The following is a 25,161-nucleotide window of genomic DNA, read 5'->3' on the forward strand; positions in this document are numbered from 1 at the left end:
TCCTGTTTTGGAAAGAGACCAATGTTGTTCAAATAGGTCGCACAGACAATTGGCGGACTTTGAGTGGTGCGAGTTTAGCGATGAACCCGCAACAGAACAATTTCCTCATCGCTAGCGATCTTGCCTCATTCGAGTGTGCCAGATATCACGCTGCAAGGGAACAACAGATTTTTACTGTGGTTCGTGTCGTGGAGCAGTTTTCGTGCAGAATGAAACATTGATTGGCATCACGGATCGACAGTACGTAAGCATCGAATAGCGCAGGTAAAGGGATTTTATGGCGGATTTTTCTGTGACAGGCGCCGAGATTAAACGCTTGGCTCAAGAAACGCGCGGAGATAAGGAAGGGAACTGGAAACGCTGGGGAACATACTTGGCGGAGCGGCAATGGGGGACTGTGCGCGAGGACTACTCCGATAATGGTGAACCGTGGACGTATTTCACTCATGATGATGCCACCTGGAAAGCGTATCGCTGGGGAGAAGATGGCATTCTCGGTTGGTGCGATCGAAAAGGACGGCTGAACTTCTCCATTGCGATGTGGAATGAGAAAGATCCGATTCTGAAAGAGCGGTTGTTCGGCTTAAGTGGTCCTGAAGGGAATCATGGCGAAGACGTCAAGGAGTGCTATTACTATCTGGACGGGACGCCGACACATTCCTACGCCAAAGGGCTCTATAAATATCCTCAGCAGGAGTTTCCCTATACCGACCTTGTCGAGACGAACAGAAACCGTACTCATCATGATTTGGAGTATGAACTCACCGATACCGGGATCTTCGACGAAAATGAATACTTTGATATCTTCGTTGAATATGCGAAGGCATCTCCAGAAGACATTTGTATTCGGATCACGGTTGCCAATCGTGGAGAGGCAATGTCGCGATTGCATCTCCTTCCTCAATTCTGTTTTCGCAACACTTGGGTCGATCCAAATATCTACGAAGCCGACCTGGCAAAACCTCGATTGAGTGCCATCGGCAACGATCGAGTCCTTGCAGAACATGAAACGCTCGGACGGTTCCACCTGTTCGCTGATTTGGCTCCCGATGGTTCCAAGCCGAAGTGGTTGTTCACCGAGAATGAAACAAACCCGTCCCGATTGCAAAAGCTGCCTGTCACACGTGGAGGCTGCAAGGATGCCTTTCATCTCTACACGATTCAAAATGATGAGAGCGCGGTGAATCCGCACAAGTATGGGACAAAAGCGGCAGCGAGATATGTGCTGGATGTCCCTGCGATGAGCGAAGTCGTCGTGCAACTACGCATGACTCAGGAGTCGCGATCATCACCGACTCCGTTTGGCGAAGAGTTTGGAAGAACATTCGAAAGAAGAAAAGAAGAAGCGGACGCCTTTCACAATCTGAAAGTCAGCCCGGGGTTGACGGAGGATGAAAATCAGGTTCATCGGCAGGCGAGCGCAGGGTTACTTTGGACCAAGCAGTTCTATTGCTATTCGGTGAAAGATTGGCTGAAAGGAAATCCCAATCGTCCGAATTACCCTGGAACTCAATTGGTTCGCAATGAGGATTGGGGACATCTGTTCAATCGTGATGTCATCTCCATGCCGGACAAATGGGAATACCCATGGTACGCCGCCTGGGACTCTGCCTTTCACATGATTCCGTTTGCAAATCTGGATATCGACTACGCAAAGGATCAGTTGTCGATGTTGCTTCGTGACTGGTACATGCACCCCAACGGTCAAATGCCAGCCTACGAATGGAACTTTAGTGACGTCAATCCACCAGTACATGCCTGGGCCTGTTGGCGGGTCTATCAAAGGACCGGGCCACCTGGGCAACGCGACCGCGCGTTTCTCTCGAAAGTCTTTCAGAAACTTCTTTTGAACTTCACCTGGTGGGTGAATCGAAAGGATGTTCGCGGGAGGCACATCTTCACGGGAGGCTTTCTCGGGCTGGATAACATTGGGGTCTTTGATCGCTCGAAGCCGATGGCGATTGGGAATCACCTCGAGCAGGCAGACGGAACCGCCTGGATGGCGTTCTACTGTTCCAGCATGATGTCCATGGCCTTTGAACTTGCAGACGGAAATCCCGCGTACTCGCAAATCGCCTATAAATTCTTCTCGCACTATATCGCAATTGCAGAAGCCATGAATTCGCTGGATGGAACGGGATTGTGGGATGAAACTGATGGGTTCTATTACGACCATCTTCATACACAGGGCCGTAGCATTCCTCTGAAAATTCGTTCGATCGTGGGAATCATTCCCCTCTTTACAGTTGATGTTTTATTCGAACGGGTAATTCATCGACTTCCGGAGTTTCAGCGACGAATGAACTGGATGCTGAAGCACCGAAAGGATTTGGATGGATTCATGACCTTCCTTGAGCATGGCAAGGAAGATGCCAATAAAGGGAATGGGGCATGGTTGTTGGGACTGCCGACGAAGGAACGGCTGGAGCGCATTCTGAAATATCTTTTGGATGAAGAAGAATTTCTCTCCGATTACGGAATTCGCTCGCTCTCGAAATATCACGAGAAGAACCCTTTCTGCTTCGATACAGGAGGGGCAGAGACCTGCGTCAGTTACGTGCCTGGAGAATCCGATTCCTACATGTTTGGAGGAAATTCAAACTGGCGCGGGCCGATCTGGTTCCCGATGAACCATCTTCTCATCGAAGCACTCGAACGGTATCACCAGTTTTACGGAGAATCTTTCAAAGTCGAATGTCCGACCGGGTCTGGAAATATGATGACGATGCAGGAAGTCGCAGACGAAATTCGTCGTCGTCTCGTCCGCCTGTTTCTCCCAGATGAAAAAGGGACCCGTCCCAGTTACGCTCGAGGTAACCGCTTTGCCAAAGATGAGCATTGGAAAGATCTCGTCTTGTTTTACGAGTATTTCCACGGAGATACCGGACGCGGTCTTGGAGCGAATCATCAGACTGGATGGACAGCCTTGGTTGCGCCAATTTTGGAGCATATCGCTCGGAATCGCTCTGGACAGCCCGACATCGAAGGTTAGAGGACTCAGGTAAACCAGTCAGTTTTGGGGACGATTCTCGAAAGATCAAGCTTGGAGAATGTGTCAACTCTGCTTGACCAGTGAGTGTATAATCTACTATTCAGGGAGACTGATTTTTCAACAGGCATCATGCGACAGTGCGAGAATCGGGAACAGAGAGACATTTCGGTCGCTCGAAGTCTCCTTCAATCGTTTTTTGTCTGGAGGAGAGACCACGATCGCCATTGACGCATCCGGCAGAAACACGAACAATCCGAGAGAGAGAACTTTGGTTCCGGAATTCTTTGTGCAGTTCGAGAATTCAAAATCCATCAGCAGTTATTGATCGACAATTCTCTCAGAGTGAATTTGTAAAACAGCGATGAAAAGAAGCGCGGCTACGACAGTCGCAATTTCCATAATATTGTTAGAGTTTCGTTCTTTATGAACGAAGAGACAACACACAGAGAATTCAAAATCGAGCCTCAGCAGGCACTCAGCAGGAATTGAGATTGAGTATGTTTGACTTGAATATCGAGCGGCCTTCACCGGTACAGCCTCAAAACAGCGACTATCAAAGAACACGGCAAATGACTGTCGGTGATTTGCTTTTAGAGAATCGGATCATCTTTCTCGATGGTCCCATTCATGACGGCAACGCCAATATGATCGTCATGAAATTACTCTATCTTCAGTCAGAGAACCGACATCAGGATATCCACCTGTATGTCAACTCACCCGGTGGTTCGGTCACGGCAACGCTGGCGATTTACGACACTATGCAGTTTCTTGACTGCAAAGTCGCCACATACTGTGTCGGACTCGCTGCCAGTGGTGGAGCGATTCTGGTTGCAGGGGGAGCTGCTGGAAAACGATTCATTTTGCCGCATGCCAAGATGATGATTCATCAGCCGTATGGGCAAGTTGGTGGTCAGGTTTCGGATATTGAAATTCAGGCGAAAGAAATCCTCGAAACTCGCTCCGTTCTTAATGAGATCCTCTCCGAGCATACCGGCCAGCCAATTGATGTTGTCGCCAAAGATACAGAGCGGGACTTTTATATGTCCCCGACCGCAGCCAAAGAGTATGGCCTCGTTGACGAAATCGTGAGCAAGAAAGACAAGGGCAAGAAGGACGAAAGTAAGAGTGCTGACGAGAAATCGAGTTAAGCGAACTCAGCCAGTCTAGTTTTGTCGTTCGACCTTCCAGAGACAACAGATCAGCGAACGCCTGCCATGCTTTTGAATCAGGTCGCTGAAAACAGAAAGAGATTCCCATGTCGAGTTTAGTTCCCATTGTCATTGAAAAGTCCGGTCGTGATGAACGGGCGATGGACATTTACAGCCGGTTGCTCAAAGACCGCATCATCTTCCTGGGAACCCAGGTGAACGACCACGTTGCCAACCTGTTGGTCGCTCAGATGCTCTATCTTCAGTTTGAAGATCCGAATTCAGACATCCACATGTACATCAACTCCCCCGGTGGTTCTGTCACTGCCGGGATGGCGATTTATGACACGATGCAGTACATCAATTGCGACGTGGCAACCTACTGCATGGGACAGGCCGCCAGTATGGGAGCTTTGCTCCTGACGGCTGGAGCTCCGGAGAAGCGATTCGCTCTTCCGAACGCCCGCATCATGATTCACCAACCTTTGGCTGGCATGGAAGGGACAGCGACCGATCTTGAAATTCATGCCAAAGAAGTCATCAAGATGAAACGGAAGCTGAACGAGATCCTGCTGAAGCACACCGGTCAAACACTTGAGAAAATCGAACAAGACACCGACCGGGACAACTTCATGGATGCGGAAACAGCCATGCAGTACGGACTGGTTGATAAAGTTTTGGACAAACTCCCACTTGGTAGCCCAGAGTAAAGCATCGAAGAAGAGATCGACCTGTTGAGATTAGCCCCGTGAAAGTGGGCGATTCATCACCTGAACGCACTCATCGCGGAAACGGCAAACAGGTATGGAAGTCAATTTTGTAGCAGCCGAGCAGGGGACATGAAGCCCCTGTCTAGGTTGTGCTATCGAATCGCATCCCAAGATGCGGGATGTGAACAGAGTTGATGAAGAGATTTCATCACCGCAAGGTTTGAATCATTTGGCACGCATGTCGGCGTGCAGAGGAATGAGAGCATCGCGAAATTGAGCAACCACCGCGTTTTTGACGCAATGGATCACTCACCGTAATCTGAATTTGGATCATGAACACCTCGTTGACAAGGATGTCGCCGCGAGTCTCTTTGAAATCCATTGTGGTTTCACTGGGGATGTTGTGCGTGTTGTATGGCTGTCGTGGACCGAGTAATGTCGAGCTTCTTGAAGCCCGCTTGCGAGAGTTCGAAGTGATGGATGATCGGCGTAAAGCGGAATTGGTCTCCGTCCGTTCACAATTGAACATCGCCCAGCGTGAAGCTCGTATCTTGCGAAATCAGATCGCCGATTCTGGTGAAAAAGCCCCCGCTGTCGCAGCGACAGAAGCGATCGCCTCTGTCGAAGTTCTCAAGTTTAACACCTTGTTGACCGCCGGGCAAAATAAAGATGAGACACCAGGAGATGAGCGATTTCACGCGATTGTCTCGCCGTACGACAAAGATGGGGATCTGGTGAAAGTCGTCGGGAAGCTCCAACTCGAAGCAATCGATCTCTCGCTCCCAGAGGACAAACGAACGATCGGGAAGTGGGATTACACACCCGAAAAAGCTGGTGAGCTCTGGCACAGCGGATATCTCTCCTCGGGTTTGCGGTTCGATTTGCCCTGGAACGAACTTCCACAGGGGAACGAAGTCCTGCTCCACGTCAAAATGGAAACGGCTGATGGGAGAGAGCTGACTGCCAGTCATACAGTCAAAATTGACCCACCGCGACAACTTGCGATGGCCCCTATCGCTCCTGTAGCTCCGAAACTACTCAACTTGTCGGGTGATGCGAAGCCAGCTGAGGTGAAAGTGCCTGCCCCTACCGAGTCCGAAACGCCCACGGCAGAGGCCGCAAAGCCTGCTGAGGCCACAAAACCTGAAGCAAACAAGGAAGAAGCTCCTAAAACGAATGTGACAGCTCCGATCCCGGCCCCCTCAAAGCCTGAACGTCCTGTTCCAGTGCTCGATTTGTTTGAAGAAGAGCCTGAGGAAGCACCGGGCAAAGCAACGCTTTCTCCAACATCAAGCCAAGGGGCTGCACAGATTGAAGCAGAAAAGGTCGAGAGCAGCTTGGCCAGACCTTTCCCGAGTGGAATTCAGACTTCCGACAATTGGAAGGAATCGACGATCCCTATTCTCAGATAATGGCGGATTTTCGAACTCGACTCACTGACGCTTTCTTACGTTCTTTGATCTCTCTAAGATAGAGCTGTTCAATCCAAGTCGATTCCTTAGAGAATCCTTGGATTGCTGAACGCAAGAACACTGTTACCCTCCGGGCTTGACCACATGAGCAATGTCAGTCTTGCAAGGTCGAAAGTTCAGAACGACCAGAATCGGTCTGTTTGGGTTGCCCAAAATTGGAGAAAGTACAATGGCCCGTAAGGGTGAAATGTTTGCAGGTTTGACCGTCGCCCTCGTGACTCCTTTTCGAGATGGAAAAGTTGATGAAGCCGGGTTGCGCAAATTGGTTGACGATCAAGTCGCTGCTGGAACAAACGCTGTAAGCCCATGTGGCACAACTGGCGAAAGCCCGACGCTCAGCCACGATGAGCACGAGCGTGTCATCGCTCTTGTTTGTGAACAGGCTGCAGGTCGAATCAAAGTGATGGCGGGTACAGGCTCGAACAGCACTGCAGAAGCGATCCGCCTTTCCAGGAAAGCTGCGGAAGTCGGGGCTGATGGGGCTCTCCTCGTTGCACCGTATTACAACAAACCGATGCAAGAAGGCTTCTACGAACACTACAAAGCAGTTGCTGAAGAAGTCGGTATTCCGCAGGTTGTCTATAATATCCCTGGTCGTTCCGCCAAAAATATTGATCCGGAGACGATCTGTCGACTGGGCGAATTAGAGAATATCGTCGCTGTCAAAGAGTCCACTGGCTCAATGGATCAGGCTTCGCAAATCCTCAATGGCAGTAATCTGACAGTCCTCTCCGGGGACGACAGTTTAACGCTGCCTTTGCTGGCACTCGGAGGCAGCGGAGTCGTCTCTGTGGCTGGGAACATCGTACCTAAAGATGTCCTGGCAATGATTGCAGCCTGGAAAGAGGGCAACATCGAGCAAGCACAAAAGTTGCACCACAAACTCTTCCCGCTTTGCCGGGATATGCTGGGATTGGCGACGAACCCGATTCCACTCAAGGCAGCTATGCAGCTGCTCGGAAAGGATACCGGGGATGTTCGTCTCCCACTGACACGCCTCAGCGAAGCGGATACCGCGAACCTGACGCAAACCTTGAAAACGTACGGATTGTTATAACGGAAATTTGTTTTGCATTGCTGGGCCTTGTGCCCAGCAATGCAAGCTTTCGGTCCATACATCGAGCGGTCTTACGCTCTAACGAAGAAACATTGCTTTCGACAATTCCTCTTCGGTCCAACAGCTTTCACCTGATTGAGAACGAACCCATGTCTGCTACTGCATCATCCACTCCGATTACCTTTGATGAAGCGGGATTTGAGAATTTTCTCTCAACTCGCAACGAACCCGATTGGCTCCTTCAGTTTCGCCGGGAGGCTTTCGCTCTTTACCAGCAGAAGCTTGAAGAACCACTCGAGCCAGAAGAATACAGACGCCTTGACCTGCGTCTGTTTCGGCCAGAGAAATACCACATTTCCGACGCTTCTGCAGAGGAAACGACCTTCGAAACACTCATGCAGGATCGTGGTGAGTTCGGAGGATCGATCGTTCAAGTCGATGGGAAATGTGTCGCATCCTCGTTGAGTGATGAGCTCAAAGCCAAGGGAGTTCTATTCGGAAATATTTCCGAGTTGCTCGTCGAACATCGAGAACTGCTTGAGCCCTACTTCCTCAAGAAAGCTGTCTCGCCTGATGCGGATCGTTTCGCAGCCTGGCATTCTGCATTCTGGACCGGTGGAGCCGTTTTGTACGTTCCACGTAACGTCGAAGTGGAAGCACCACTTTACAGTCTGATTGGTTTGCTGGAAGACGGTGCAACTGATCTCAGCCATACACTGGTGATCCTCGAAGATGGTGCCTCGGCAACTCTTCTGGAAGAGACCTCCTCTGCCGCTGAGGAGACTGCCGGACTTCACATGGGGGCAGTGGAGTTGATCGTTGGAAACGAAGCCAGACTTCGTTACGTTCAACTTCAAAACTGGAATGGCAAAGTTTATCACATCGCTCACCAGTCAGGGCGCGTTGGCCGCGATGCGATGGCTCAATGGACGGTGGCCGGCCTCGGCTCAAAATTGATGCACATCCATCAAGATGTTCACCTCGATGGACGCGGAGCACAGGCTCAGGTTAACGGCGTGACCTTCGCCACCGACAAGCAACTCTTGTCGTACTACACACAACAGACACATCATCAGCCCGACACATATTCTGACTTGTTGTACAAGCAGGTCTGTCGCGACAAGTCTCGGTGTGTTTGGCGTGGGATGATCAAGGTCGATGAGATTGCTCAAAAGACCGATGGTTATCAACGCAATGATGCACTCATGCTCAGCTCTGGTGCACGAGCCGATGCGATCCCCGGCCTCGAAATCGAAGCTGACGATGTCCGCTGTACTCACGGAGCGACAGCCGGACAGGTCGATGAGGAACAGGTCTTCTACGCGATGTGCCGCGGGCTTTCCCGCTACGAAGCGATGCACATGATCGTTGAAGGCTTCTTCGCCGAAGTCTACGACCGCATCCCGGTCGAACTCGTTCGCGAAACGCTCAGCCATGCCGTGGAAATCAAACTTGGAATTGGCGAATAGTAAGTCCTCGTTGATCTTGGAAGAATCAAATAGCCCCCGGTCATTGACTGGGGGCTATTTTTACATTCATACTTGTTGTATCGAACCAGTTTGAAATTCTTCTTGGACCTGTCTCAATGATGTATGTGCCTCGTATGTTGAGTCTGTTTTTCAAAATGGCCTCTGTGATTGGCCTTACAGGTCGACGTTCTTTCATTGACCAAACCCGTTGCTCTGGGGTGAAAGTCAGAACGTTTTGCAGTTGTTTCTTTGTCGTTGCTGCAGGGCTGATGGTTTCAACTTCCTTTGCGCAAGAGCCAGCTGATCAGGACAACAAACCAGCGCAAGCTCGCATCGTTGTCAGTCAAGATGGCTCACACTTTATTCTGGAGGGGAGTGAAAAACCGTTTGTTATCTGGGGAGTGAACTACGATCATGACGCAGTTGGTCAGGGGCGTTTAGTTGAAGATTACTGGCATGATGAATGGGAGACCGTTGTTGAAGATTTCCAGGAAATTCGAGACCTCAACGCCAACGTGGTACGCATTCATTTACAGCTGGGGCGATTCATGGAGACCCCCACGAAACCCAACTTGAAGAACCTTAAGAAGCTGGCAGAACTGATCAAGCTGGCCGAAGACAACGAGCTTTATCTCGATATCACTGGGCTCGCATGTTACCACAAAGCGGATATCCCGGACTGGTATGATTCACTTTCCGAGCAGCAGCGTTGGGGCGTCCAGGCAAATTTCTGGAGAGAAGTCGCCACGATTTGCAAAGAGAGTCCAGCGATCTTTTGCTACGACTTAATGAACGAACCGGTTGTTCCGGGGAAAGATGGCGAGAAAGAATGGTTAGCTGGTGAGCTCGGTGGGAAATTTTTCGTGCAGAGAATCACTTTGGATTTGGCAGGACGGGAGCGTAAAGAGGTCGCAGCTGCCTGGGTCAAAAGAATGGCTGATGCAATTCGAGAGGTCGACAAAAGCCACCTGATTACTCTGGGGGTGATTCCCTGGGCGCATTCATTCAAAAACGCCAAGCCGTTGTTTTATTCACCTGAAGTCAGCGGACCGCTCGATTTTGTCAGCGTTCATTTCTACCCCAAGAAAGATCAAATCGATGAGTCACTTGCAGCTTTGAAAGTGTATGAAATCGGCAAGCCACTCGTGATTGAAGAGATCTTTCCACTCAGCGCCGGCCAGGATCAGACGGTTGAATTCATCGAGCGTTCACGTGACATCGCCGACGGCTGGATCAGTTTCTACTGGGGAGTCACCGTAGAAGAATACAAATCCAAAGAGGGCATCCTCGAAGCAATCATGGCAGAGTGGCTCACCTGGTTCAAAGAGAACGCCCCGCCGAAATGATCTCCAGAGGGGCGTCGCTGAGGGTAAGTCCTGCGGTGCTCGTTGTCTTTATTGTAGATCTAAGTCCAAACCATCTTTGCAATCTGGACACTTGATGAGTCCATTTCTGCAATTCCTGCAATCAATCGAATTGTAAACTGGCACCCTGGCAATTTTACGGTTGTTCCCAAGGCCAACAGAACCAGAACGGAAACTCGTTTGAGTGATTTTTCCGTTCACACACCCCTTCACATTGCATTGGAGGAGTGCTCTTCCAGAGCAGCGAATGCAGGTTTTATCTTCAAGGACGTTGTATCCTTCAGGCGACCTCGCATCGGCTTTTGCAACGTTTGGGACTCCTGATTTGTAGTAGACTTGGACCTTTACAATTCCTTGCGAGTATTTGGCAACAAGGTCAGCCCATTCCTGCTTTTCATGGGCGACGATCTCGTCAGGTGGGAAATCATCTAAGTGTTTCTTGAGGAACTTGATCGCATCAATTGACGGCACTCCGCCAGTAAATTTGGCTTCAATTTTAGTTCCGTGGTAATAGTCTGGAATTCCTATTGTTAGAATTGAGGCTACACGCCCTTGGCGATCAAGAATTGGCCCCCCGCTGTTTCCGTGATCTGCGATTGCATCAAAGAAGTAGTACGGGGCACTATCCCTTCTCGACTGATCAGGAAGCCCCGAGACGATTCCTTGCGTTGCTTTTAACTGGCTCCCAAACATAGCAGGTAGAGGGTAGCCCAATATCAGCACGTCGCTTGCTAGTGGGGTGGTTACGTCTAAGAGAGGCAGTGGTGTCCCCTTAGATTCTGCGACATGCAATAATGCAAGGTCAACATCTTTTGAGACTGCTACTACTTGGCCGAATTTCTCTTCTGTATCGCCACCAGGAGAAGAAATGATGACTCCGATTTTGTCTGCCACACCCAAGTCGCCGTGGACAGCAACATGGCGGTTCGTCAGGTAGTAATTTGGTTTTACCAAGAAGCCCGACCCTGACCCCAATTTTATGAACGCTGTTGCTACTTCATCCTTAGCTTGATTCGGAATCAGCTTCTCGTCACGTTCCTCTTGGTCAAATACTGGAGGCATATGTAGCCACCCTGTATTTTCGCCAATATGCTGGGATTTTTCAGAAGCGACGAGTTCTGCAAACAAGGATTCATATTTTTGGAGAATTTGTTCTGTAGGAGAAAGTCGTTTTCGCTTTGTTAGCGATATTACACGACTCAAATTGTGAATGACTTCTGGGCATTTGGGCAAGACTTCCGAAGCCATTCGAAAAGAGTGGAATGCATTCAGGTAGTCATTTTGTTTGACTTGAGCGATACCTAGACTGTTTAGGGCAGCGCCATGAGTAGGGTTCCGACGCACGACTCGTTCAAAATGTTCTTGTGCGTTTTTTGGTCCGATTGTGTTTGAAAATGGAAGCGAGTAAATCAATCCAATCATGTAGTCTGCGCGAATTCCATTTGGATTGGCGCGACTTGCTTGCTCGAATAGAGCAACTGCACCTTCTATGTTGCCAGCGCTGATTGCATTTAATCCAGCCTCGATGATTTGATTCCCTTCTGCGACAGCTTTGTCACGGACATCTTTGGTGACCCATTGGGTCCCTAGCCTATACAAATTCTTTTCAGACCGATCCCGCCATTCAGCGAGCTCTTCATTAACACGTTCTAGTTGGAATTCGTCAAATTCGTAGCTCTTGGAAAATGCTTCATATAAAATAAAAGCATTTCTTGCGGAAGTCTGTTGTTTGAAAGCTTTCCGTGCTGAGGAGAAGGCGCTGCTGCTGATTTCGGTCAAGACTTGTGGAATCGGTGGAGGGAGAACTGCCACCTCATCTTTAACTCGCTCAATCAGCCCGTCAGAAGCTGTCGATGTCTGCTCTTCTGCAATTTCTTCATTTGCATTCGTATCGATTGGAGGACGGGTCTGCGATATCGGTGGTGCCGGAGTGGAGGAACTGTCCGCAGTGTTCTTTTCGTCAGGGTTAGGTACTGACTTCTCATCTGCCTTCGAGTGACTTTGCGTAGCCACTTTCGGGGGCGGAATCTGTGGCAACTCCGAATTGTTGGCTGAGGCGTGAGAACTAGACTCCGACGCGCTCCCCATGTCCTGCTGATTGACATCAGCATGAGGGGGAGGTTCGTTTTCATTGATTGCTTGGGGAGCAGCGACTCTCTCATCAGTTTTGGATTGGAAGCCACCCGTGATAAGGATTCCGGCAACCACTGCCAGAAAACTTCCAAGGATGCAGGATCCGATTAATACTAGAGGAGAGACCTGGTTCAGGCCGGAGGATTTCCTTTGCGGTTTTCTCTTTTCTCTTACAGGTGGTTTGCCCGTACTGTTCTTATTAGGGGTGTTAGGGGGACGTTTAGGAGGCATGATTTGTGGCCCTGACTGAATGCTAAGATGAAAAATCACAACGCAGCATTGTGTTCTTTGTAGTTTCAATTTTGGCTGATTACACGAGATGTTTCAACTGAAAAATTGTATTACCTCCGTAATCAAGAAGGGGGCAGGTATTTCTTGTGCCGAGATGTTGTTTGAATACCAAAAGAAATTTGGACAGGTTTACAGTGATATTACATGATTCTTAAAATAAAAAAGCCCGTTGGAATGTTCTTTGGAACACTTCAACGGGCAAGGTGGGTGACAGATTATTACTGAGAGGGTTGAACCTCATCTGTTTAAGGGTGATCGCTCAGGCGGGTTGCAAATCGCAGAGAGCTTCTCGCAAACGGCCTCGGGCGGTGTGGAGTCGTCGTTTGATTGTCCCAATAGGACTCGCGAAACGAACACTCATTTCTTTGAGTGACTGACCTTCAAAGTAGAAGGCGAGTAACGTTTCACGATCGAGTGGTCGTAACTGGTACAAGCCGTCTCGAACTTGGCCGGCCTCTTCGGATTGCAGGACATCGTCGAGAGGAGCCTGGTGGACAGCGGATACGCCGCCGAACAATTCAGGGTCCTGCATTGTCTCCCGTGGTCGACGGACTGCTCGGTTGATCGCCATGCGAACTGCGATTCGCTTCAACCAGCCGACGAAGCGTTCCGGCTCGCGCAGCTGATCAATTTTTCGCATTGCTCGCAAGAAGACTTCCTGTGTCACTTCGAGTGTTTCCGATCGATTTCGCAATCGACGAAAGATGACTGCAAAGACAATGCCTTCGTACTCTTTCACCAATTCGCCAAAGGCATCTCGGTCGCCAGCTTGTGCTTGAAGCACCAATTCAACGTTTAATGTATCGGTCATATATCGTCTCCCCCTCGTGGGGCAACTATGAGACGACTCCATATCACCTGATCCCCTTTTAGAGCAGTTTGCTCTACCGTGTGCCCGTGAAGAACGCATTTCTCTGGTAAAAAATGCTGTTCGCCACGAGGCTGATCCCGCAAAGCAAATCGAAAGATGCTCTAGAATCACCTGAAACTGTCGCAATGAAAACTCTGTTTAGGAGTTTGGAATTTCAAAGCTGGGTTCAGGGGCAGTTTGGAGAGTCACCGGAGTCGGTCTCTTTGTGTCTGTTAGTAAAAAGGGTCGTACCTCTTTGTCCACTGGCTGTGTCTTCCTGTGAGTGCATGAGCACAACAAATCAGGTCGACATCACATCCTCGCCGTAGTACGCATGGCATAGAGACGAGACGCTTGCTAACGGAATAGGCTTTGACGAATGAATTCATGAAGTAACCTTTATCTAATGGTGGATAAGAATGTGAAAATAAGAACCCGTGTGACGTTATCGCTTCGAGATTCTCGAGAGCATGTCTCACGGACTGAATCCTGGAAACTTGGAATGGGCCGGTTCTGTAAGCGGAATGGTGCTTGCAGTCTGAGGCGGATTCCAAATCAAATCTGGTAAGAAATTACCAATCGAATCGCGGGAAGAAACTGCACATCTCTCGAGATGTGTGAATCCCCGCGGTTGGCACTTACCAGTGAGACCGAATTGAAAGCGTCGACAAGGTCGACGGGGTTTCAGCTCAGTGTCATAAGGAAACTGCGCCGTAGGAATTCGCTCGACTAATCACGAGCGATGCCCACGCTGCCGCCGGGAGATCACCGGCATGCCGTAGTAGTGCTCCGTCGGAGGAATGTAGACAGGACTGTTGCCAAGAACTGTCCTGCTTTATTGCTCCTGAGGATTTAGATAGCCGTTTCCCGGGGTCACAATACGAATCAACGCATTGGTTCTCTCTGCGACTTTTACGCTTGGTACGTACGTTGACACAGAGATCACGAACGGCGACGACGGTGACCATCTGGGCGACAGTCGTATTGACTGTTCCAGTTGTTCCGTTGATTTCCATGCCGTTTGTCATGATGCGCTGTGTCATTGTTGCACCTGTTGCGACTTCGTCGCCGTCGTTGATCTGCAAGTTCTTCGCAGATCTCTGGGAAACACAATTCAGCTCAGGATTTGAGCTGTTGAAGTGCTCGCTGGTCAGTCTGTCTCATTCTTACGCTTTTCTTCGTAAGCTCAAATGGATGTCGTAACCTGGAGCAAAAAATCTCGCCTCAGTAATTAGGCCTGAGTGAGAAGGTGAGATACGATGCGTACAATATTGCAGGAAGCTGAGTCCATTTGCAATCCACGCACCTTTCTCTACGTCTGTTGACTTCCGGTGTATCAAAAAGGTTCGTCATTTTTGATAACATTTTATAGATTTTCTTACCCGAGATGAGAATTCGTTTCGAATTGAACCCAGAGTTCTGTTCTGATTTTCCTTTTATTGCTGTCCTGCGGGATGACCTATGTTTCGACTATCATTGATGTTACTGGTTCTGCTGTCCTGTGGGGTCAACTCCTTTGCTGCCGCGGATTCGAGAAGATTTGAGGTTCGGCTCGACGAGAAAGTTTTTTCCCAGAACTACTCGGGACGGGTCGTTCTCTTCTTTAGCAAAGGGGATCGTGAGCCTCGCCTAGGCCCGAACTGGTTCAACCCTGAACCCTTCGTTTCAGTGGATGTCGAAGACTGGTCGCCTGGGACGTCGTTAGAAATTTCGCTGACAGATCCAAGGGTGCGAAAATATCCTAAGTCGCTAAGTAGCAAAGATTTGAATGGTCTTTCTGCTCAGGCAGTGGTCAGACTGAATCCCTATGAGCGAAATGTTGGCACAGGGGTTGGAAATGGATACAGCAATGTCGTCCGCCTCGCAAACGATCCGAAAGTGACCTTGCCGATTGTGAACATCGTTAAGAAAGGGAGACCGCAACTTTCAGCCCGGTCGAAAGTTGTGACGATTAAGTCCAGGTTGCTGAGTGATTTTCATGGGCGGTCCGTTGAGATGCACGCCACTGTGACGGTCCCAGAGGGGTATGAAACAGACACAAAGAAAAGGTATCCCGTTATTTACGAAATTCCAGGCTTTGGCGGGACGCATGTGGATCGGCAACTCGAGCGGCATTCTCAGCCTCGCTTGAACGAGCAGGGCGTCGACTTTATCAAGGTGATGCTCGATCCCAGTTGCCCGCGTGGCCATCATGTTTTTGCAAACTCGGCGAATAACGGTCCTTACGGAGATGCACTGGTTCAGGAGTTGATTCCGGAGATTGATCGGCAATTTCGCACCGATGCCCGTCCATATGGGCGTTTTCTGACGGGGCACTCCTCGGGAGGGTGGAGTTCACTATGGGTTCTGGTGAACTCACCGAAGTTCTTTGGTGGCACATGGAGTACCGCGCCCGATCCGGTCGACTTTCGAGACTTTCAGCAAATCAATCTCTATGAGCCCAGTGAAAATATGTTCATTGATAGCGACGGGAAACGACGTCCTTTGGCCCGTATGAATGGGCGGATTGTGCTGTGGTACGATAATTTTGCTCATATGGAAGATGTCCTTGGCTATGGTGGACAGTTGGAAAGTTTCGAAGCTGTTTTTAGCGGACGTGACGCGAATGGTCTTCCTTATCGATTATGGGATCGAGAGACCGGTGAGATCGATGACGCAGTGGCTCGAAGTTGGGAGAAATATGACATCAATCTCCTTCTCAAAAGAAATTGGAAAGCGTTAGCACCTGCTCTCGCGGGGAAAATTCACATCTACATGGGCGATCAGGACACCTTCTATCTTGAGGGAGCAACGATGCTCGTAAAAGAAACGCTCGCAGACCTGGGCAGCGATGCCAATGTGGTGATTCTGCCTGGAAAGACTCATTTCGACCTGTTCGCTAACGGCCTTTCTCAAAAGATCGAAGAAGAAATTGCGATTCAGTATCTTGAACATCGGAATGCGAAAGACTTTGAATAATCGATTATTGAGAATGTCATCGCTGAGTGTGCCGATCTTTCGCTTTGCTGATTATCATCATCTGAAATGATCCATGCTGCGAAGTGTCAGACCACCCAGTCGACAAAGACTGAATGCACCGATGCTCGTCCCCGGATCATATGACCCTCGATCATTGCAGCCGACGCCATGAATGAAGAAGCGAGTTACATCTGCGCATCATGCGGCGAAGAAGTCGTGATTCCTGTTGATCTGACTCAAGGTCGGGATCAGGAGTTTATTGAAGACTGTCCTGTCTGTTGTTGCCCGATGGTGATTCGAGTTGAAATCCAGCCCGATGGCGAAGTTTACTGTCGGGCTGAGCGAGAATAATTTCAGACGTCAATTACGAATGAAGTCACATGGCTTCTGGAGAAACAAGTGAACCAGATTTTTCTGTTTGTAGCCAGTCTTGGAAACGTGGCACTTCTGGTCACGATTTGGCTGGGATGGCGGATCGAGGATGCCAGTTCACTTTCTGAGGTTGCACGGCAAGGAGTCTCCTTCCACTTCCTGTTTGCTTTGGCGACGTCATCGTTTGTTCTGTTTGTACATGCACTCGTGCTGACGTACTTCATGGGGACAGGCCGCTGGATTCAGGAAACGAGTGAGGCCTATCATTTTGATGGTGATGCCCGCAGTCATAATATGAAGCTGAAATACAAAGTGCTTCCGGGAATGATGCTCTGCCTTTGTTTGATTCTGATCACTGGAGCCTTCGGAGCCATCGCTGACCCTGCTTCAAACACGCAAATGGAATACGGAGCGACAATTCACTTTACGCTCGCTCTCAGCTTGCTGCTGGCGAATCTTTTGGTCAATGTTATTCAGTACTTCGCAATTACTGAGAACTCCGGTGTGGTCGATTCCGTTTATCAGGAAGTCCTCAAGGTGAGGAAAGAACGCGGTCTGGACGACACCCAAGTTTCTTAGAACACTTTCGTGTTTCATCATCATCTTCAATGACCGAGAGTATGACTTCTCCGTTTGACTGGATCGCTGACGAGCTCCACTCGCTGGAAGAGCGATCACTCGTTCGGGCGCGAAGGAAGGTTCAACCGCTCTCGGGGGGGCGATGTGAAGTTGACGGTCAGGTGTTGTGGAATTTCTCCGGGAACGACTATCTCGGTTTGGCAGATGACCCAGTGGTCATGACTGCCGTGAAGAATGAACTGAAAAGTGGAACTGGAGTTGGAGCCCGAGCCAGTGCGCTCGTGACTGGTCACACGCCATTACATTCTAAGCTGGAAGAACGACTCGCCGAGTTCAAGGGGACGGAAGCTGCGATTCTGTTTCCGACCGGATTCGCAGCCAATTTCGGGACGGTGACATCTTTGGTCGGTCCTGAAGATGTTATCTTCTGCGACCGACTCAACCATGCCAGCTTAATCGATGGAGCAAGGCATTCGCGGGCTCGTTTTCGTGTTTATCCGCATTGCGAACTCTCGACCCTTCGCAAGGAATTAGAGAAGTCTGGTGATTTTCGGAGACGGCTGATCGTTACTGATTCACTCTTCAGCATGGACGGAGATGTGGCTCCTTTGAGCGATCTTGCAAAACTTGCTGAGGAGTTTGACGCGATGCTCCTGGTTGATGAAGCTCATGCGACGGGAGTTTTCGGAGAGCGGGGGTCGGGCTTGCTGGAAGCTCAACAAGTGAAATCGGAGAACATCGTTTCTGTCGGGACACTTAGTAAAGCTGTCGGCGCCCAAGGTGGATTTGTGGCAGGTTCCAGGATCTTGTGTGACTGGCTGTGGAACACGTCGCGCACCAGCATGTTTTCGACAGCACTTTCGCCAGTTCTTTGCGCGGCTGCACTTGCCGCGCTGGAGAGAATTCAGAACCAACCACGACGGCGGAGAGACTTACTTTCCCGATCAGAGAGCATCAAGCTCCAGCTTCAGTCACAAGGTTGGACAGTTCCAGAAAGCGTGGTCGGTCCGATTATCCCCGTGATTGTGGGCGAGGCAGAGCGGGCCATCCATCTGGCCACTGAGCTTCAAACACTCGGAGTTCTTGTTGCTGCAATTCGCCCACCGACAGTCTCCAAAGGGACAGCGCGTTTACGGATTTCGATTAGCTCAGCCCATGAAGAGGCTGGGCTTCGCTGCTTACTGGAGAACTTTCACAAAGTGCGCGGCAATCGATAGATTACCTTGTACTACCGTGTGTCCGTGAAGAACTCGTTGCTCTAGAGCAGTTTGCTCTACCGTGTGCCCGTGAAGAACGCATTTCGCTAGTGAAATGCTGTTAGCCACGAGGCAGATCCTGCAAACCAATTCGAAAGATGCTCTAACAAAACCGCCATTCGCCACGAGGCAGAACGTAATAATCAATTCGCAAGATGCATTAACGATTGATGTGGATCTACCGCTCCTCTCTTTTCTGGAGACGGGGGGGATTTTATGAATGCGAAGACTTCTGACGAGACCGCTTCACGTGAGTGGAAGATTATTTCGGTTCGTCGATCAGTTTCACTTCAACAACTACTGCGCGATGATCCGACGGATAGTTCTCAACTATGATGTCCGCGTACTGTTTTGATTCCCCAATCACTTTTGCCTCGGTCACGCGCGTTCTTTTCGTTGAGCACATTACGAAATCGATTCGGTCGTGGCGGTCTTTCGGGTCGGTCTCTTTGGTGAGTGGAGTCCATGTTAAACCTCGTTTTTTGACAGGGTCGGGATGAGCAACGCGATACCCATCCACAAAGCCGGCAGCCAGGACCGCGTCCGTACTGGGCCAGCGGACGGATATGGGAGACTGCTCTGCTTCGACAGCCTCAGCAGTCCAGTCGAGGTGTGACGGTTCGTTAAAATCGCCGGTGACAAACATCGGAAGGTTCAACTTTTGAAACGCGTTGATTTCAGAAAGTAGCTGCTGCACTTGCTCTCCTCGTGCGGACTTGGCTGCTGCGATGGCTTCCTGTTCGGTCTTTAGAAATGCCCCGTTATGGTAGGGGATATTCAGAAGTTGGTACGGTTGATACGGTGCATGGGCAAGATGGGCGTTAAACATGAAAATTGTTTGTTTCGATGGAAGCTGGATTTCCGCTCCCCATTTGTTTGGAGTCGATCTGAGAATCGGAAAGCGGCTGATGATTGCGGTTCGTCCGTTTTGGTTGAGGTAATTCCATCCGAGAATCTCAGCCAGTTCTTCTGCTCGATCCAGGCGAGTTCCTGCTCGCGCCCTTCCCGCAGTTTCTTGGAGTCCCACGACATCGGCTCCGGCTTTTTGAATGACTTCCGCACTTTTGGAAAGCGGCTGACCTCCCGCTTCTCCTCCAACCCAGAGATTAAATGTCATCACTCGGAGAGTTTGAGGCTCGTCAGCTACTGAACTCCCAGTGAATGTGAGCAGAATCAGAAGTGCCAGGCATTGATATCGCGTAAACATTTGGATCATCGTCCGTACTTTGGATTATTGCTTGAACTGAAATTTTCTATACTGGAGCAAGGTTTTGTCCGTTTGCTCCATCACCACTGTACGTTGTCTGCATGCTTTTGAAAATGTTCCTCGCAGCCCCTGACAGGTGCTGAAAGGGAGTTTCCGTAGTGACGGGCATGAGAGATGCCGGTTGATGAATCCCGTTTCTTCGCATAAGTCTTTGTGAAAGATCGGCTGGAAATGTTGCCAAGAATTGCACACTTTCCTACTCTGAGGCGAGTCGCCCTCCTGTTCGACATCACTTCCGACCGAAACTATTCCCGTGACACTCATTACTCGCCAGTCCGACTTCGATCAACTTTGCGAAAAAATCGAGCAAGCGGGCATTGTTGCTTTTGACACAGAGTTCTCCTCAGAGTCGTACTATCGACCTAGGCTTTGCTTGTTGCAGTTCGCCTTTGACGATGTGATTGCGGGCGTCGACCCGTTCGAAGTCACTGATCTCTCAATGTGGTGGGAAATCATGGCGGACGACAAAACGACAGTCGTGATCCATGGCGGGCGTGAAGAAGTACGCTTCTGCCAGTTCGCAATTCATAAGCGTCCACGAAAATTGCTCGATGTGCAAATTGCCGAAGGGCTCCGTTCACGCGGCTTTCCAATCTCTCACACGAATTTGGTGAACCGTGTCTTGAATACGTCGGTGAAGCATGGCAAAGAAACGCGAACCGACTGGGAACGTCGACCACTTGCCGAGAAGCAAATTCAATACGCTCTTGAAGATGTACACCATCTGATTGAAATCTGGGAGACTCAGCAACAATCGCTGAATGAGTTGAATCGACTCTCCTGGGCTGAAGCTGAATTTGAACGATTCGTGGAAGATGTGTTCGCTGAGGAACAGCGAGAAGGGTGGCTGCGACTCTCGGGCTTCTCTCGCTTGAGTCGACGCGACATGGCAACTGCGAAAGCGTTGTTTCAGTGGCGAGACCAGATTGCTTTCGAAAAGAATAAGCCGCCTCGCAGAGTCCTCCGCGATGACCTGCTAATCGATGTTGCCAAGCGGCAGCCGAAAACGTTGAAAGACCTCAACATGGTTCGCGACATGAACCGTCGCGACTACCAGCAGCATGCTGAAGAAATTCTATCCGTGATTAAACAGGCGATTCAGATCGCTGAGGAAGATTTGCCTCCAAAGCAAAAGGGTAAACAGTACCCCTCACAGGATGAAGTTCTCGCGAGGATTTTAGGCTTAGCACTCGCGAATCGCTGTCAGGAATTGGGGATCTCGATGCCGCTTGTCGGGACGACTTCTGATTTGAAGGAACTTGTCCGCTGGCATGTCTTCGACAATCAGCGGGGGAAAACACCGAAGCTTCTCGAAGGCTGGCGAGGAGAGGTTTGCGGGAAAATTTTGACCGACGTTCTGGATGGAAACGTGTCGTTACGTGTTGTCGATCCACGGTCCGAAAACCCGCTCAGCTTCGATGTTGATCGCACAGCAAGTTGAGTCGCGAACTCCGCGAGACGGATCGCGCATGCGATCTCTGAAAGTCTGAATGGCGTTTTGAGAAGAAGAGCCCTTTTCAGAATCCGCTTTGGGTTGACTCTCGATTCAGTTCGCAAGATCTGACCATCGTCTGGTCCATGACGTAGCTTGGAGCAAGCCACATATTCTTTCCGAGAGGGATCGAAATCGTCACTGTGATTTGAGGAGTCGTATTCGTAATGGTGTTCGGGTCGACGGTGACGGTTGCCTCTTTGACCCGGATCGTGGCGAGAACCTCTTCTGCACTCTCTTTGGCTGTGGCGGCATTTCCCCCAGGAATGATTGCGGCACGCGCTCCTTCATAGGCTGCGTTTTGTGCGGTGTTGCGAATCATGTTGACGCGTGAGAATTCAATCAGTGCGAAAGTAATCATTAACGCCACCGGCGCCATCAAGGCAAACTCGACGATCGCCACACCACGCCGGGCGTGACGTTCGGTACTCGTGTTTTGTGACGTTCTTTTCATCGGGCACGACTGCTTTGTTTTGAGGTGCGTTCACTTGGTCAATGCAACCGGAAGTGATCTTGCCAGTTCATCAAAGATTGCCTGCAACTGGTCTGCGTTCGATGCATGATAATGTCTTCCACCGGTTGCTTCTGCGACCTGTTGCATCGTCGACTGATCCGCCTTATCGAGAAAGGTGATTGTGTAGATGGTGATTCCGTAACTGTTGGCGTCCTCGGCGGCATCAACCGGATGTCGTCCGGTGTTCCACTGACCATCCGTCATCACAATCAATGATCTTTTGGCATCAGCCCGGCTTTGTGAGATCAGAACGGCAACTCCTTCATCAATTCCCGCAGCGAGATTTGTAGCACCGACCATCGTGTTCGAACCACGTTGCTCAATGATATTTTCGATACCATCGTAGTCCGTTCCTAAATCAACGTCTCGACTGACAGCGGGCCATGTCTGTCCGGTTTCATTGGCTTCATTTGAACCAGGACCGAACTTCGAAGCCCAGGTCACCAATGCGACATGGGGCGGGATTTCGATAGTTTTGACTGTTACTAGAAAAGTGTTTATTGCGGAGCTCAATTTGGCCCAGCGGCTTTGGGTGGGATGAGGTGGTGCATAGTAAGTGTTTTCTTCGTCAACTCCGTCCGGGTAGTTCCAGTCAACTCCAGATTCATCGAAGCACATGGAATGGGATCGGTCGATGACCAGAACGAGATCTTGATCAAACTCGGATGCGATCGAAACATGAGTGGGTGAGAAAACGTTTTGGCCGAAAATCGGGGCAAAGAAAAGATTAACCGGACCAGAGGCCGAGCCAGAGACCTTCGCTCCTGTAACACGGACAGCTGTGTACGGAATTGCATTCGGTTGAAACAGCCAGCTTCCATCTGTCTGTTTGACCGATTGACCGAATTCAAAATCGGATTCGATGAGTTTTAATGGCTTTCCTGCGACTTCGTTCAGATTTGCGATTCGGATTCCGGCTTCAATCGCTTTGACTTTGTCCCCGTTTGTATTCGCCAGTTCTCCTGCAGCAGCCTTCGCGGCAGCATCGGTCACAGCGTGTAACTCAGTTCTCGCCAGTTGCATGAATGCAATGTCGACGCTGAAAACCACCATTGCCAGAACAACGACGAGCAGTGCCAGCACGAAGATCAGCATCGCTCCTTTGCGAGGTTGTTGGTTGTGGCCTTGTTTTTTTTGTCGAATTCGCATTCGTCAAGTTCTCAGATTGGAGCGAAGTGACTGAGGTGATCGTTTGGCTGTCTGGAATTTCAATTCTCTACAGGCGATACATCGTAAAGACACGCTTGTACATAATTTCTTTGAGGAACCACGCTGGCCCAATAGAATTCGCTTTGGATGGGGCAGTGATCTCCACTCTCATCGGAGTTCCGCGTGCAATGGTCGAGTCGATCGATGGCTGAATATCAATCGTGGCATCCTGAATGTTGAACGTCGTGAGAAGTTCATTCCCGCGTAATTTTGCTTCTGCTTCAGTCCCGCCTACTGACGAGGCGATTTGTGCTGTCTCAAACGCGGTGATTGTCATCGCCTGTCTCAGGAAGATGGCATTGGATGCTTCAATCGATCCAAAGATCAGAATCATTAGTAGCGGAAGCGAAAGGGCAAACTCGACCGCAGCCAATCCACAACGAGGTGGAACCTTTACTTGTTGAGATGTTCTTCGATACATGAATTCGAGCCGCTTTCTGAGGAATTCCAGAGCTTTCAACGCTTTTCGCGTCGGTGAAGATCACTTTCTGAACTTCATGGCTGACCCCCACGAGATAGAATGCGTACTTCAATGCTGATCGTGCTCCAGAGTAAAAACTTATCTCAATTTATTTTGTGCTGAACACAAAACTAGAAAGTCTTGAATTCTATGAGGTTCAGGAAAGGGAACATCGGAATTACGCGCACGTTGCGTTTTCTGTCGACGCGTTGCATTTTGGCATCATTGGGTGGTTCGCTCTCTGGATTTCAGATTCCAGGTTCGAGCATGTTGAATGCTTGTCCCGTTCGATGCTTGTCGTGCTCGTGATGGTCACGTTCATGGTTTCATGAACGGATCGCCACAATGCAAATCACAAAGGCCAACTTCAAGTCAGCTACTGGCGTTTCAATAAAAAAAATCCTCCTCCAGATCCACGGTGGATCTGGAGGAGGAAAAGAGAATTGAGAACGATTCGCTTTCAGTTCGCTCTTAAGGACTGGTACGAATACCTGACTTTGTCCTCTCAAGGCCTGTCACAATCGTTCATTGCTGGCGTTGATTGCTGGAAGGTTCCTTACTTGCAGCAAGCTCCACCAACGCAGCATGCCGCGGAGCTTTCCTCACAGCATGGAGCATCAGCAACGCAGCAGAGTGCGCCTGGAACGCAGCAGTCGGCAGTTGCGGTAACGCAGCACTCACTCGCCGCGTCACAGCATTCGCTTCCTTCAGCACAGCAGGGCAAACCTGCAGTGCAAGCGGAACAGCTACCGCAATCGGTACAGGAGCAATCAACGCAACTCACACAAGGTGTTGCAGTTCCCGCAACAGTTGTTGAGTTCATGCCGAGTGAAATCATCGCTGCCAGGAAGGCAACGGAACTTAGAACCAGTAATTGGCGTAACATGGAATATCTCCAGAAAATGTGATTGGTGAGCCATCAGTTTGGCTCAAAAAACGCAAAGTCATTCGCATGCGCGAACGGACGAAAAGTCTCTTGCGTTCACACTCTCGGAGGTGGAGGAGAAGGGTGCTCACCACGGCTCTGTAGAGCATCGCTATCCAAGTCGATATGACTGATTACGATGGTTGAAGCGGGTGACGTTTGAGTTTCGAGAAATGAAATCGATGTACTTGTCGAACAACAACAATCTCCGGTCGAACAAGGGCAGTCCGATGAGGATTCAGGCGCCTGAGGTGAATCGGAACTCTCAGACTGTTGCAGATTCTGCAACATGTTGTCGCTCAGTGTTGACACATTGAGAGTGAAGTCACTGAGTGCGGCACTTTGAGTTGCTGAATGACGTGATTCTGTATCATGTAAGACCACAGCACAACATTGCTGGGAATCACGATTTTTTGTGAAGCTTGTCAAAATCGATTTGAAACTGCTACCACAACAGGAGCTCGTACAGCCACCTGCATCGCTAGAACAACAGCTACCTGCCTCAGCATCGCTAGGCTCGTTGTTGCTGATTGTGCCGAGAATTTGGTGTCCAGCCGAGGATCCATCCATGCACGATATTTCTGTCTCCACGCCAAACAGGGGGAACCCCGTAAGGAGGATCAGCAAGGAACAGAAACTAGCC

20 protein-coding genes are annotated in these 25,161 nt (G+C 49.9%); 13 read left to right on the plus strand and 7 right to left on the minus strand.

Annotation, left to right across the window (positions count from 1 at the left end; genetic code table 11):
• Positions 1-277 precede the first annotated feature (277 nt).
• The 7 genes from ACN0YR_RS03170 (at position 278) to ACN0YR_RS03200 (ending at position 10,194) form a co-directional block, all read left to right on the plus strand.
• Positions 278-2,992, plus strand: coding sequence for an MGH1-like glycoside hydrolase domain-containing protein (locus tag ACN0YR_RS03170; RefSeq protein ID WP_417847745.1), 2,715 nt, complete (start codon positions 278-280; stop codon positions 2,990-2,992).
• A 497-nt stretch (positions 2,993-3,489) separates the two neighbouring features.
• Positions 3,490-4,140 (plus strand): ClpP family protease, encoded by a 651-nt coding sequence (locus tag ACN0YR_RS03175; RefSeq protein WP_417847746.1) that lies wholly within the window; start codon positions 3,490-3,492, stop codon positions 4,138-4,140.
• A 107-nt stretch (positions 4,141-4,247) separates the two neighbouring features.
• Complete coding sequence (gene clpP, locus ACN0YR_RS03180) at positions 4,248-4,850, plus strand: ATP-dependent Clp endopeptidase proteolytic subunit ClpP (RefSeq protein ID WP_417847747.1); 603 nt, start codon at positions 4,248-4,250, stop codon at positions 4,848-4,850.
• 332 nt (positions 4,851-5,182) lie between these two features.
• Entirely contained in the window at positions 5,183-6,262 is a 1,080-nt protein-coding gene (locus tag ACN0YR_RS03185) for a hypothetical protein (protein ID WP_417847748.1), read from the plus strand.
• Positions 6,263-6,491: 229 nt separating this feature from the next.
• On the plus strand, positions 6,492-7,379 hold the full coding sequence (dapA, locus tag ACN0YR_RS03190; RefSeq protein WP_417847749.1) for a 4-hydroxy-tetrahydrodipicolinate synthase: 888 nt from the start codon (positions 6,492-6,494) through the stop codon (positions 7,377-7,379).
• 149 nt (positions 7,380-7,528) lie between these two features.
• Complete coding sequence (gene sufD / locus ACN0YR_RS03195; protein WP_417847750.1) at positions 7,529-8,848, plus strand: Fe-S cluster assembly protein SufD; 1,320 nt, start codon at positions 7,529-7,531, stop codon at positions 8,846-8,848.
• Between the two features lie 269 nt (positions 8,849-9,117).
• Positions 9,118-10,194: a cellulase family glycosylhydrolase gene (locus ACN0YR_RS03200; RefSeq protein ID WP_417847751.1), complete on the plus strand. Its 1,077-nt coding sequence runs from the start codon at positions 9,118-9,120 to the stop codon at positions 10,192-10,194.
• A gap of 48 nt (positions 10,195-10,242) precedes the next feature.
• Here the strand turns inward: ACN0YR_RS03200 and ACN0YR_RS03205 are convergent, their stop codons facing one another.
• The 3 genes from ACN0YR_RS03205 to ACN0YR_RS03215 all read right to left on the minus strand — a co-directional run bounded on the left by ACN0YR_RS03205 (position 10,243) and on the right by ACN0YR_RS03215 (position 14,529).
• Entirely contained in the window at positions 10,243-12,576 is a 2,334-nt protein-coding gene (locus ACN0YR_RS03205; RefSeq protein ID WP_417847752.1) for a trypsin-like peptidase domain-containing protein, read from the minus strand.
• A 319-nt stretch (positions 12,577-12,895) separates the two neighbouring features.
• Positions 12,896-13,447, minus strand: coding sequence for an RNA polymerase sigma factor (locus ACN0YR_RS03210; protein ID WP_417847753.1), 552 nt, complete (start codon positions 13,445-13,447; stop codon positions 12,896-12,898).
• A 734-nt stretch (positions 13,448-14,181) separates the two neighbouring features.
• Positions 14,182-14,529, minus strand: coding sequence for a hypothetical protein (locus ACN0YR_RS03215; RefSeq protein WP_417847754.1), 348 nt, complete (start codon positions 14,527-14,529; stop codon positions 14,182-14,184).
• A gap of 418 nt (positions 14,530-14,947) precedes the next feature.
• Between ACN0YR_RS03215 and ACN0YR_RS03220 the strand changes: the two genes are divergently transcribed.
• The 4 genes from ACN0YR_RS03220 (at position 14,948) to bioF (ending at position 18,612) form a co-directional block, all read left to right on the plus strand.
• Positions 14,948-16,444 carry an alpha/beta hydrolase-fold protein gene (locus ACN0YR_RS03220; protein ID WP_417847755.1) on the plus strand — a complete coding sequence of 499 codons (1,497 nt, stop codon included), beginning with the start codon at positions 14,948-14,950 and terminating at the stop codon, positions 16,442-16,444.
• A 168-nt stretch (positions 16,445-16,612) separates the two neighbouring features.
• Complete coding sequence (locus ACN0YR_RS03225) at positions 16,613-16,795, plus strand: CPXCG motif-containing cysteine-rich protein (RefSeq protein WP_417847756.1); 183 nt, start codon at positions 16,613-16,615, stop codon at positions 16,793-16,795.
• Positions 16,796-16,843: 48 nt separating this feature from the next.
• On the plus strand, positions 16,844-17,395 hold the full coding sequence (locus ACN0YR_RS03230) for a hypothetical protein (protein ID WP_417847757.1): 552 nt from the start codon (positions 16,844-16,846) through the stop codon (positions 17,393-17,395).
• A 41-nt stretch (positions 17,396-17,436) separates the two neighbouring features.
• Positions 17,437-18,612 (plus strand): 8-amino-7-oxononanoate synthase, encoded by a 1,176-nt coding sequence (bioF, locus tag ACN0YR_RS03235; RefSeq protein WP_417847758.1) that lies wholly within the window; start codon positions 17,437-17,439, stop codon positions 18,610-18,612.
• A gap of 301 nt (positions 18,613-18,913) precedes the next feature.
• Here bioF and ACN0YR_RS03240 read toward each other — a convergent pair whose 3' ends face one another.
• Positions 18,914-19,867 (minus strand): endonuclease/exonuclease/phosphatase family protein, encoded by a 954-nt coding sequence (locus ACN0YR_RS03240; RefSeq protein WP_417847759.1) that lies wholly within the window; start codon positions 19,865-19,867, stop codon positions 18,914-18,916.
• Between the two features lie 304 nt (positions 19,868-20,171).
• Between ACN0YR_RS03240 and ACN0YR_RS03245 the strand changes: the two genes are divergently transcribed.
• Positions 20,172-21,359, plus strand: coding sequence for a ribonuclease D (locus tag ACN0YR_RS03245; protein ID WP_417847760.1), 1,188 nt, complete (start codon positions 20,172-20,174; stop codon positions 21,357-21,359).
• A gap of 76 nt (positions 21,360-21,435) precedes the next feature.
• Here ACN0YR_RS03245 and ACN0YR_RS03250 read toward each other — a convergent pair whose 3' ends face one another.
• From ACN0YR_RS03250 to ACN0YR_RS03260, 3 genes are all read right to left on the minus strand, one after another.
• Positions 21,436-21,864, minus strand: coding sequence for a TadE/TadG family type IV pilus assembly protein (locus tag ACN0YR_RS03250; protein ID WP_417847761.1), 429 nt, complete (start codon positions 21,862-21,864; stop codon positions 21,436-21,438).
• A gap of 30 nt (positions 21,865-21,894) precedes the next feature.
• Positions 21,895-23,073 carry a VWA domain-containing protein gene (locus tag ACN0YR_RS03255; RefSeq protein ID WP_417847762.1) on the minus strand — a complete coding sequence of 393 codons (1,179 nt, stop codon included), beginning with the start codon at positions 23,071-23,073 and terminating at the stop codon, positions 21,895-21,897.
• A 67-nt stretch (positions 23,074-23,140) separates the two neighbouring features.
• Positions 23,141-23,554 carry a TadE family protein gene (locus tag ACN0YR_RS03260; protein WP_417847763.1) on the minus strand — a complete coding sequence of 138 codons (414 nt, stop codon included), beginning with the start codon at positions 23,552-23,554 and terminating at the stop codon, positions 23,141-23,143.
• 482 nt (positions 23,555-24,036) lie between these two features.
• Between ACN0YR_RS03260 and ACN0YR_RS03265 the strand changes: the two genes are divergently transcribed.
• Positions 24,037-24,501, plus strand: coding sequence for a hypothetical protein (locus tag ACN0YR_RS03265; RefSeq protein ID WP_417847764.1), 465 nt, complete (start codon positions 24,037-24,039; stop codon positions 24,499-24,501).
• The last annotated feature ends 660 nt before the right edge of the window (positions 24,502-25,161 follow it).

Source organism: Thalassoglobus sp. (assembly GCF_048270125.1).
In the GTDB taxonomy this organism is placed as follows: Bacteria; Planctomycetota; Planctomycetia; order Planctomycetales; family Planctomycetaceae; genus Thalassoglobus.

Coding starts and splice junctions, on each gene's coding strand:
- ACN0YR_RS03170 (WP_417847745.1), top strand. CDS start 278: ATGGCGGATTTTTCTGTGACAGGCGCCGAGATTAAACGCTTGGCTCAA.
- ACN0YR_RS03175 (WP_417847746.1), top strand. CDS start 3,490: ATGTTTGACTTGAATATCGAGCGGCCTTCACCGGTACAGCCTCAAAAC.
- clpP (WP_417847747.1), top strand. CDS start 4,248: ATGTCGAGTTTAGTTCCCATTGTCATTGAAAAGTCCGGTCGTGATGAA.
- ACN0YR_RS03185 (WP_417847748.1), top strand. CDS start 5,183: ATGAACACCTCGTTGACAAGGATGTCGCCGCGAGTCTCTTTGAAATCC.
- dapA (WP_417847749.1), top strand. CDS start 6,492: ATGGCCCGTAAGGGTGAAATGTTTGCAGGTTTGACCGTCGCCCTCGTG.
- sufD (WP_417847750.1), top strand. CDS start 7,529: ATGTCTGCTACTGCATCATCCACTCCGATTACCTTTGATGAAGCGGGA.
- ACN0YR_RS03200 (WP_417847751.1), top strand. CDS start 9,118: ATGGTTTCAACTTCCTTTGCGCAAGAGCCAGCTGATCAGGACAACAAA.
- ACN0YR_RS03205 (WP_417847752.1), bottom strand. CDS start 12,576: ATGCCTCCTAAACGTCCCCCTAACACCCCTAATAAGAACAGTACGGGC.
- ACN0YR_RS03210 (WP_417847753.1), bottom strand. CDS start 13,447: ATGACCGATACATTAAACGTTGAATTGGTGCTTCAAGCACAAGCTGGC.
- ACN0YR_RS03215 (WP_417847754.1), bottom strand. CDS start 14,529: ATGACACAGCGCATCATGACAAACGGCATGGAAATCAACGGAACAACT.
- ACN0YR_RS03220 (WP_417847755.1), top strand. CDS start 14,948: ATGTTTCGACTATCATTGATGTTACTGGTTCTGCTGTCCTGTGGGGTC.
- ACN0YR_RS03225 (WP_417847756.1), top strand. CDS start 16,613: ATGAATGAAGAAGCGAGTTACATCTGCGCATCATGCGGCGAAGAAGTC.
- bioF (WP_417847758.1), top strand. CDS start 17,437: ATGACTTCTCCGTTTGACTGGATCGCTGACGAGCTCCACTCGCTGGAA.
- ACN0YR_RS03240 (WP_417847759.1), bottom strand. CDS start 19,867: ATGATCCAAATGTTTACGCGATATCAATGCCTGGCACTTCTGATTCTG.
- ACN0YR_RS03250 (WP_417847761.1), bottom strand. CDS start 21,864: ATGAAAAGAACGTCACAAAACACGAGTACCGAACGTCACGCCCGGCGT.
- ACN0YR_RS03255 (WP_417847762.1), bottom strand. CDS start 23,073: ATGCGAATTCGACAAAAAAAACAAGGCCACAACCAACAACCTCGCAAA.
- ACN0YR_RS03260 (WP_417847763.1), bottom strand. CDS start 23,554: ATGTATCGAAGAACATCTCAACAAGTAAAGGTTCCACCTCGTTGTGGA.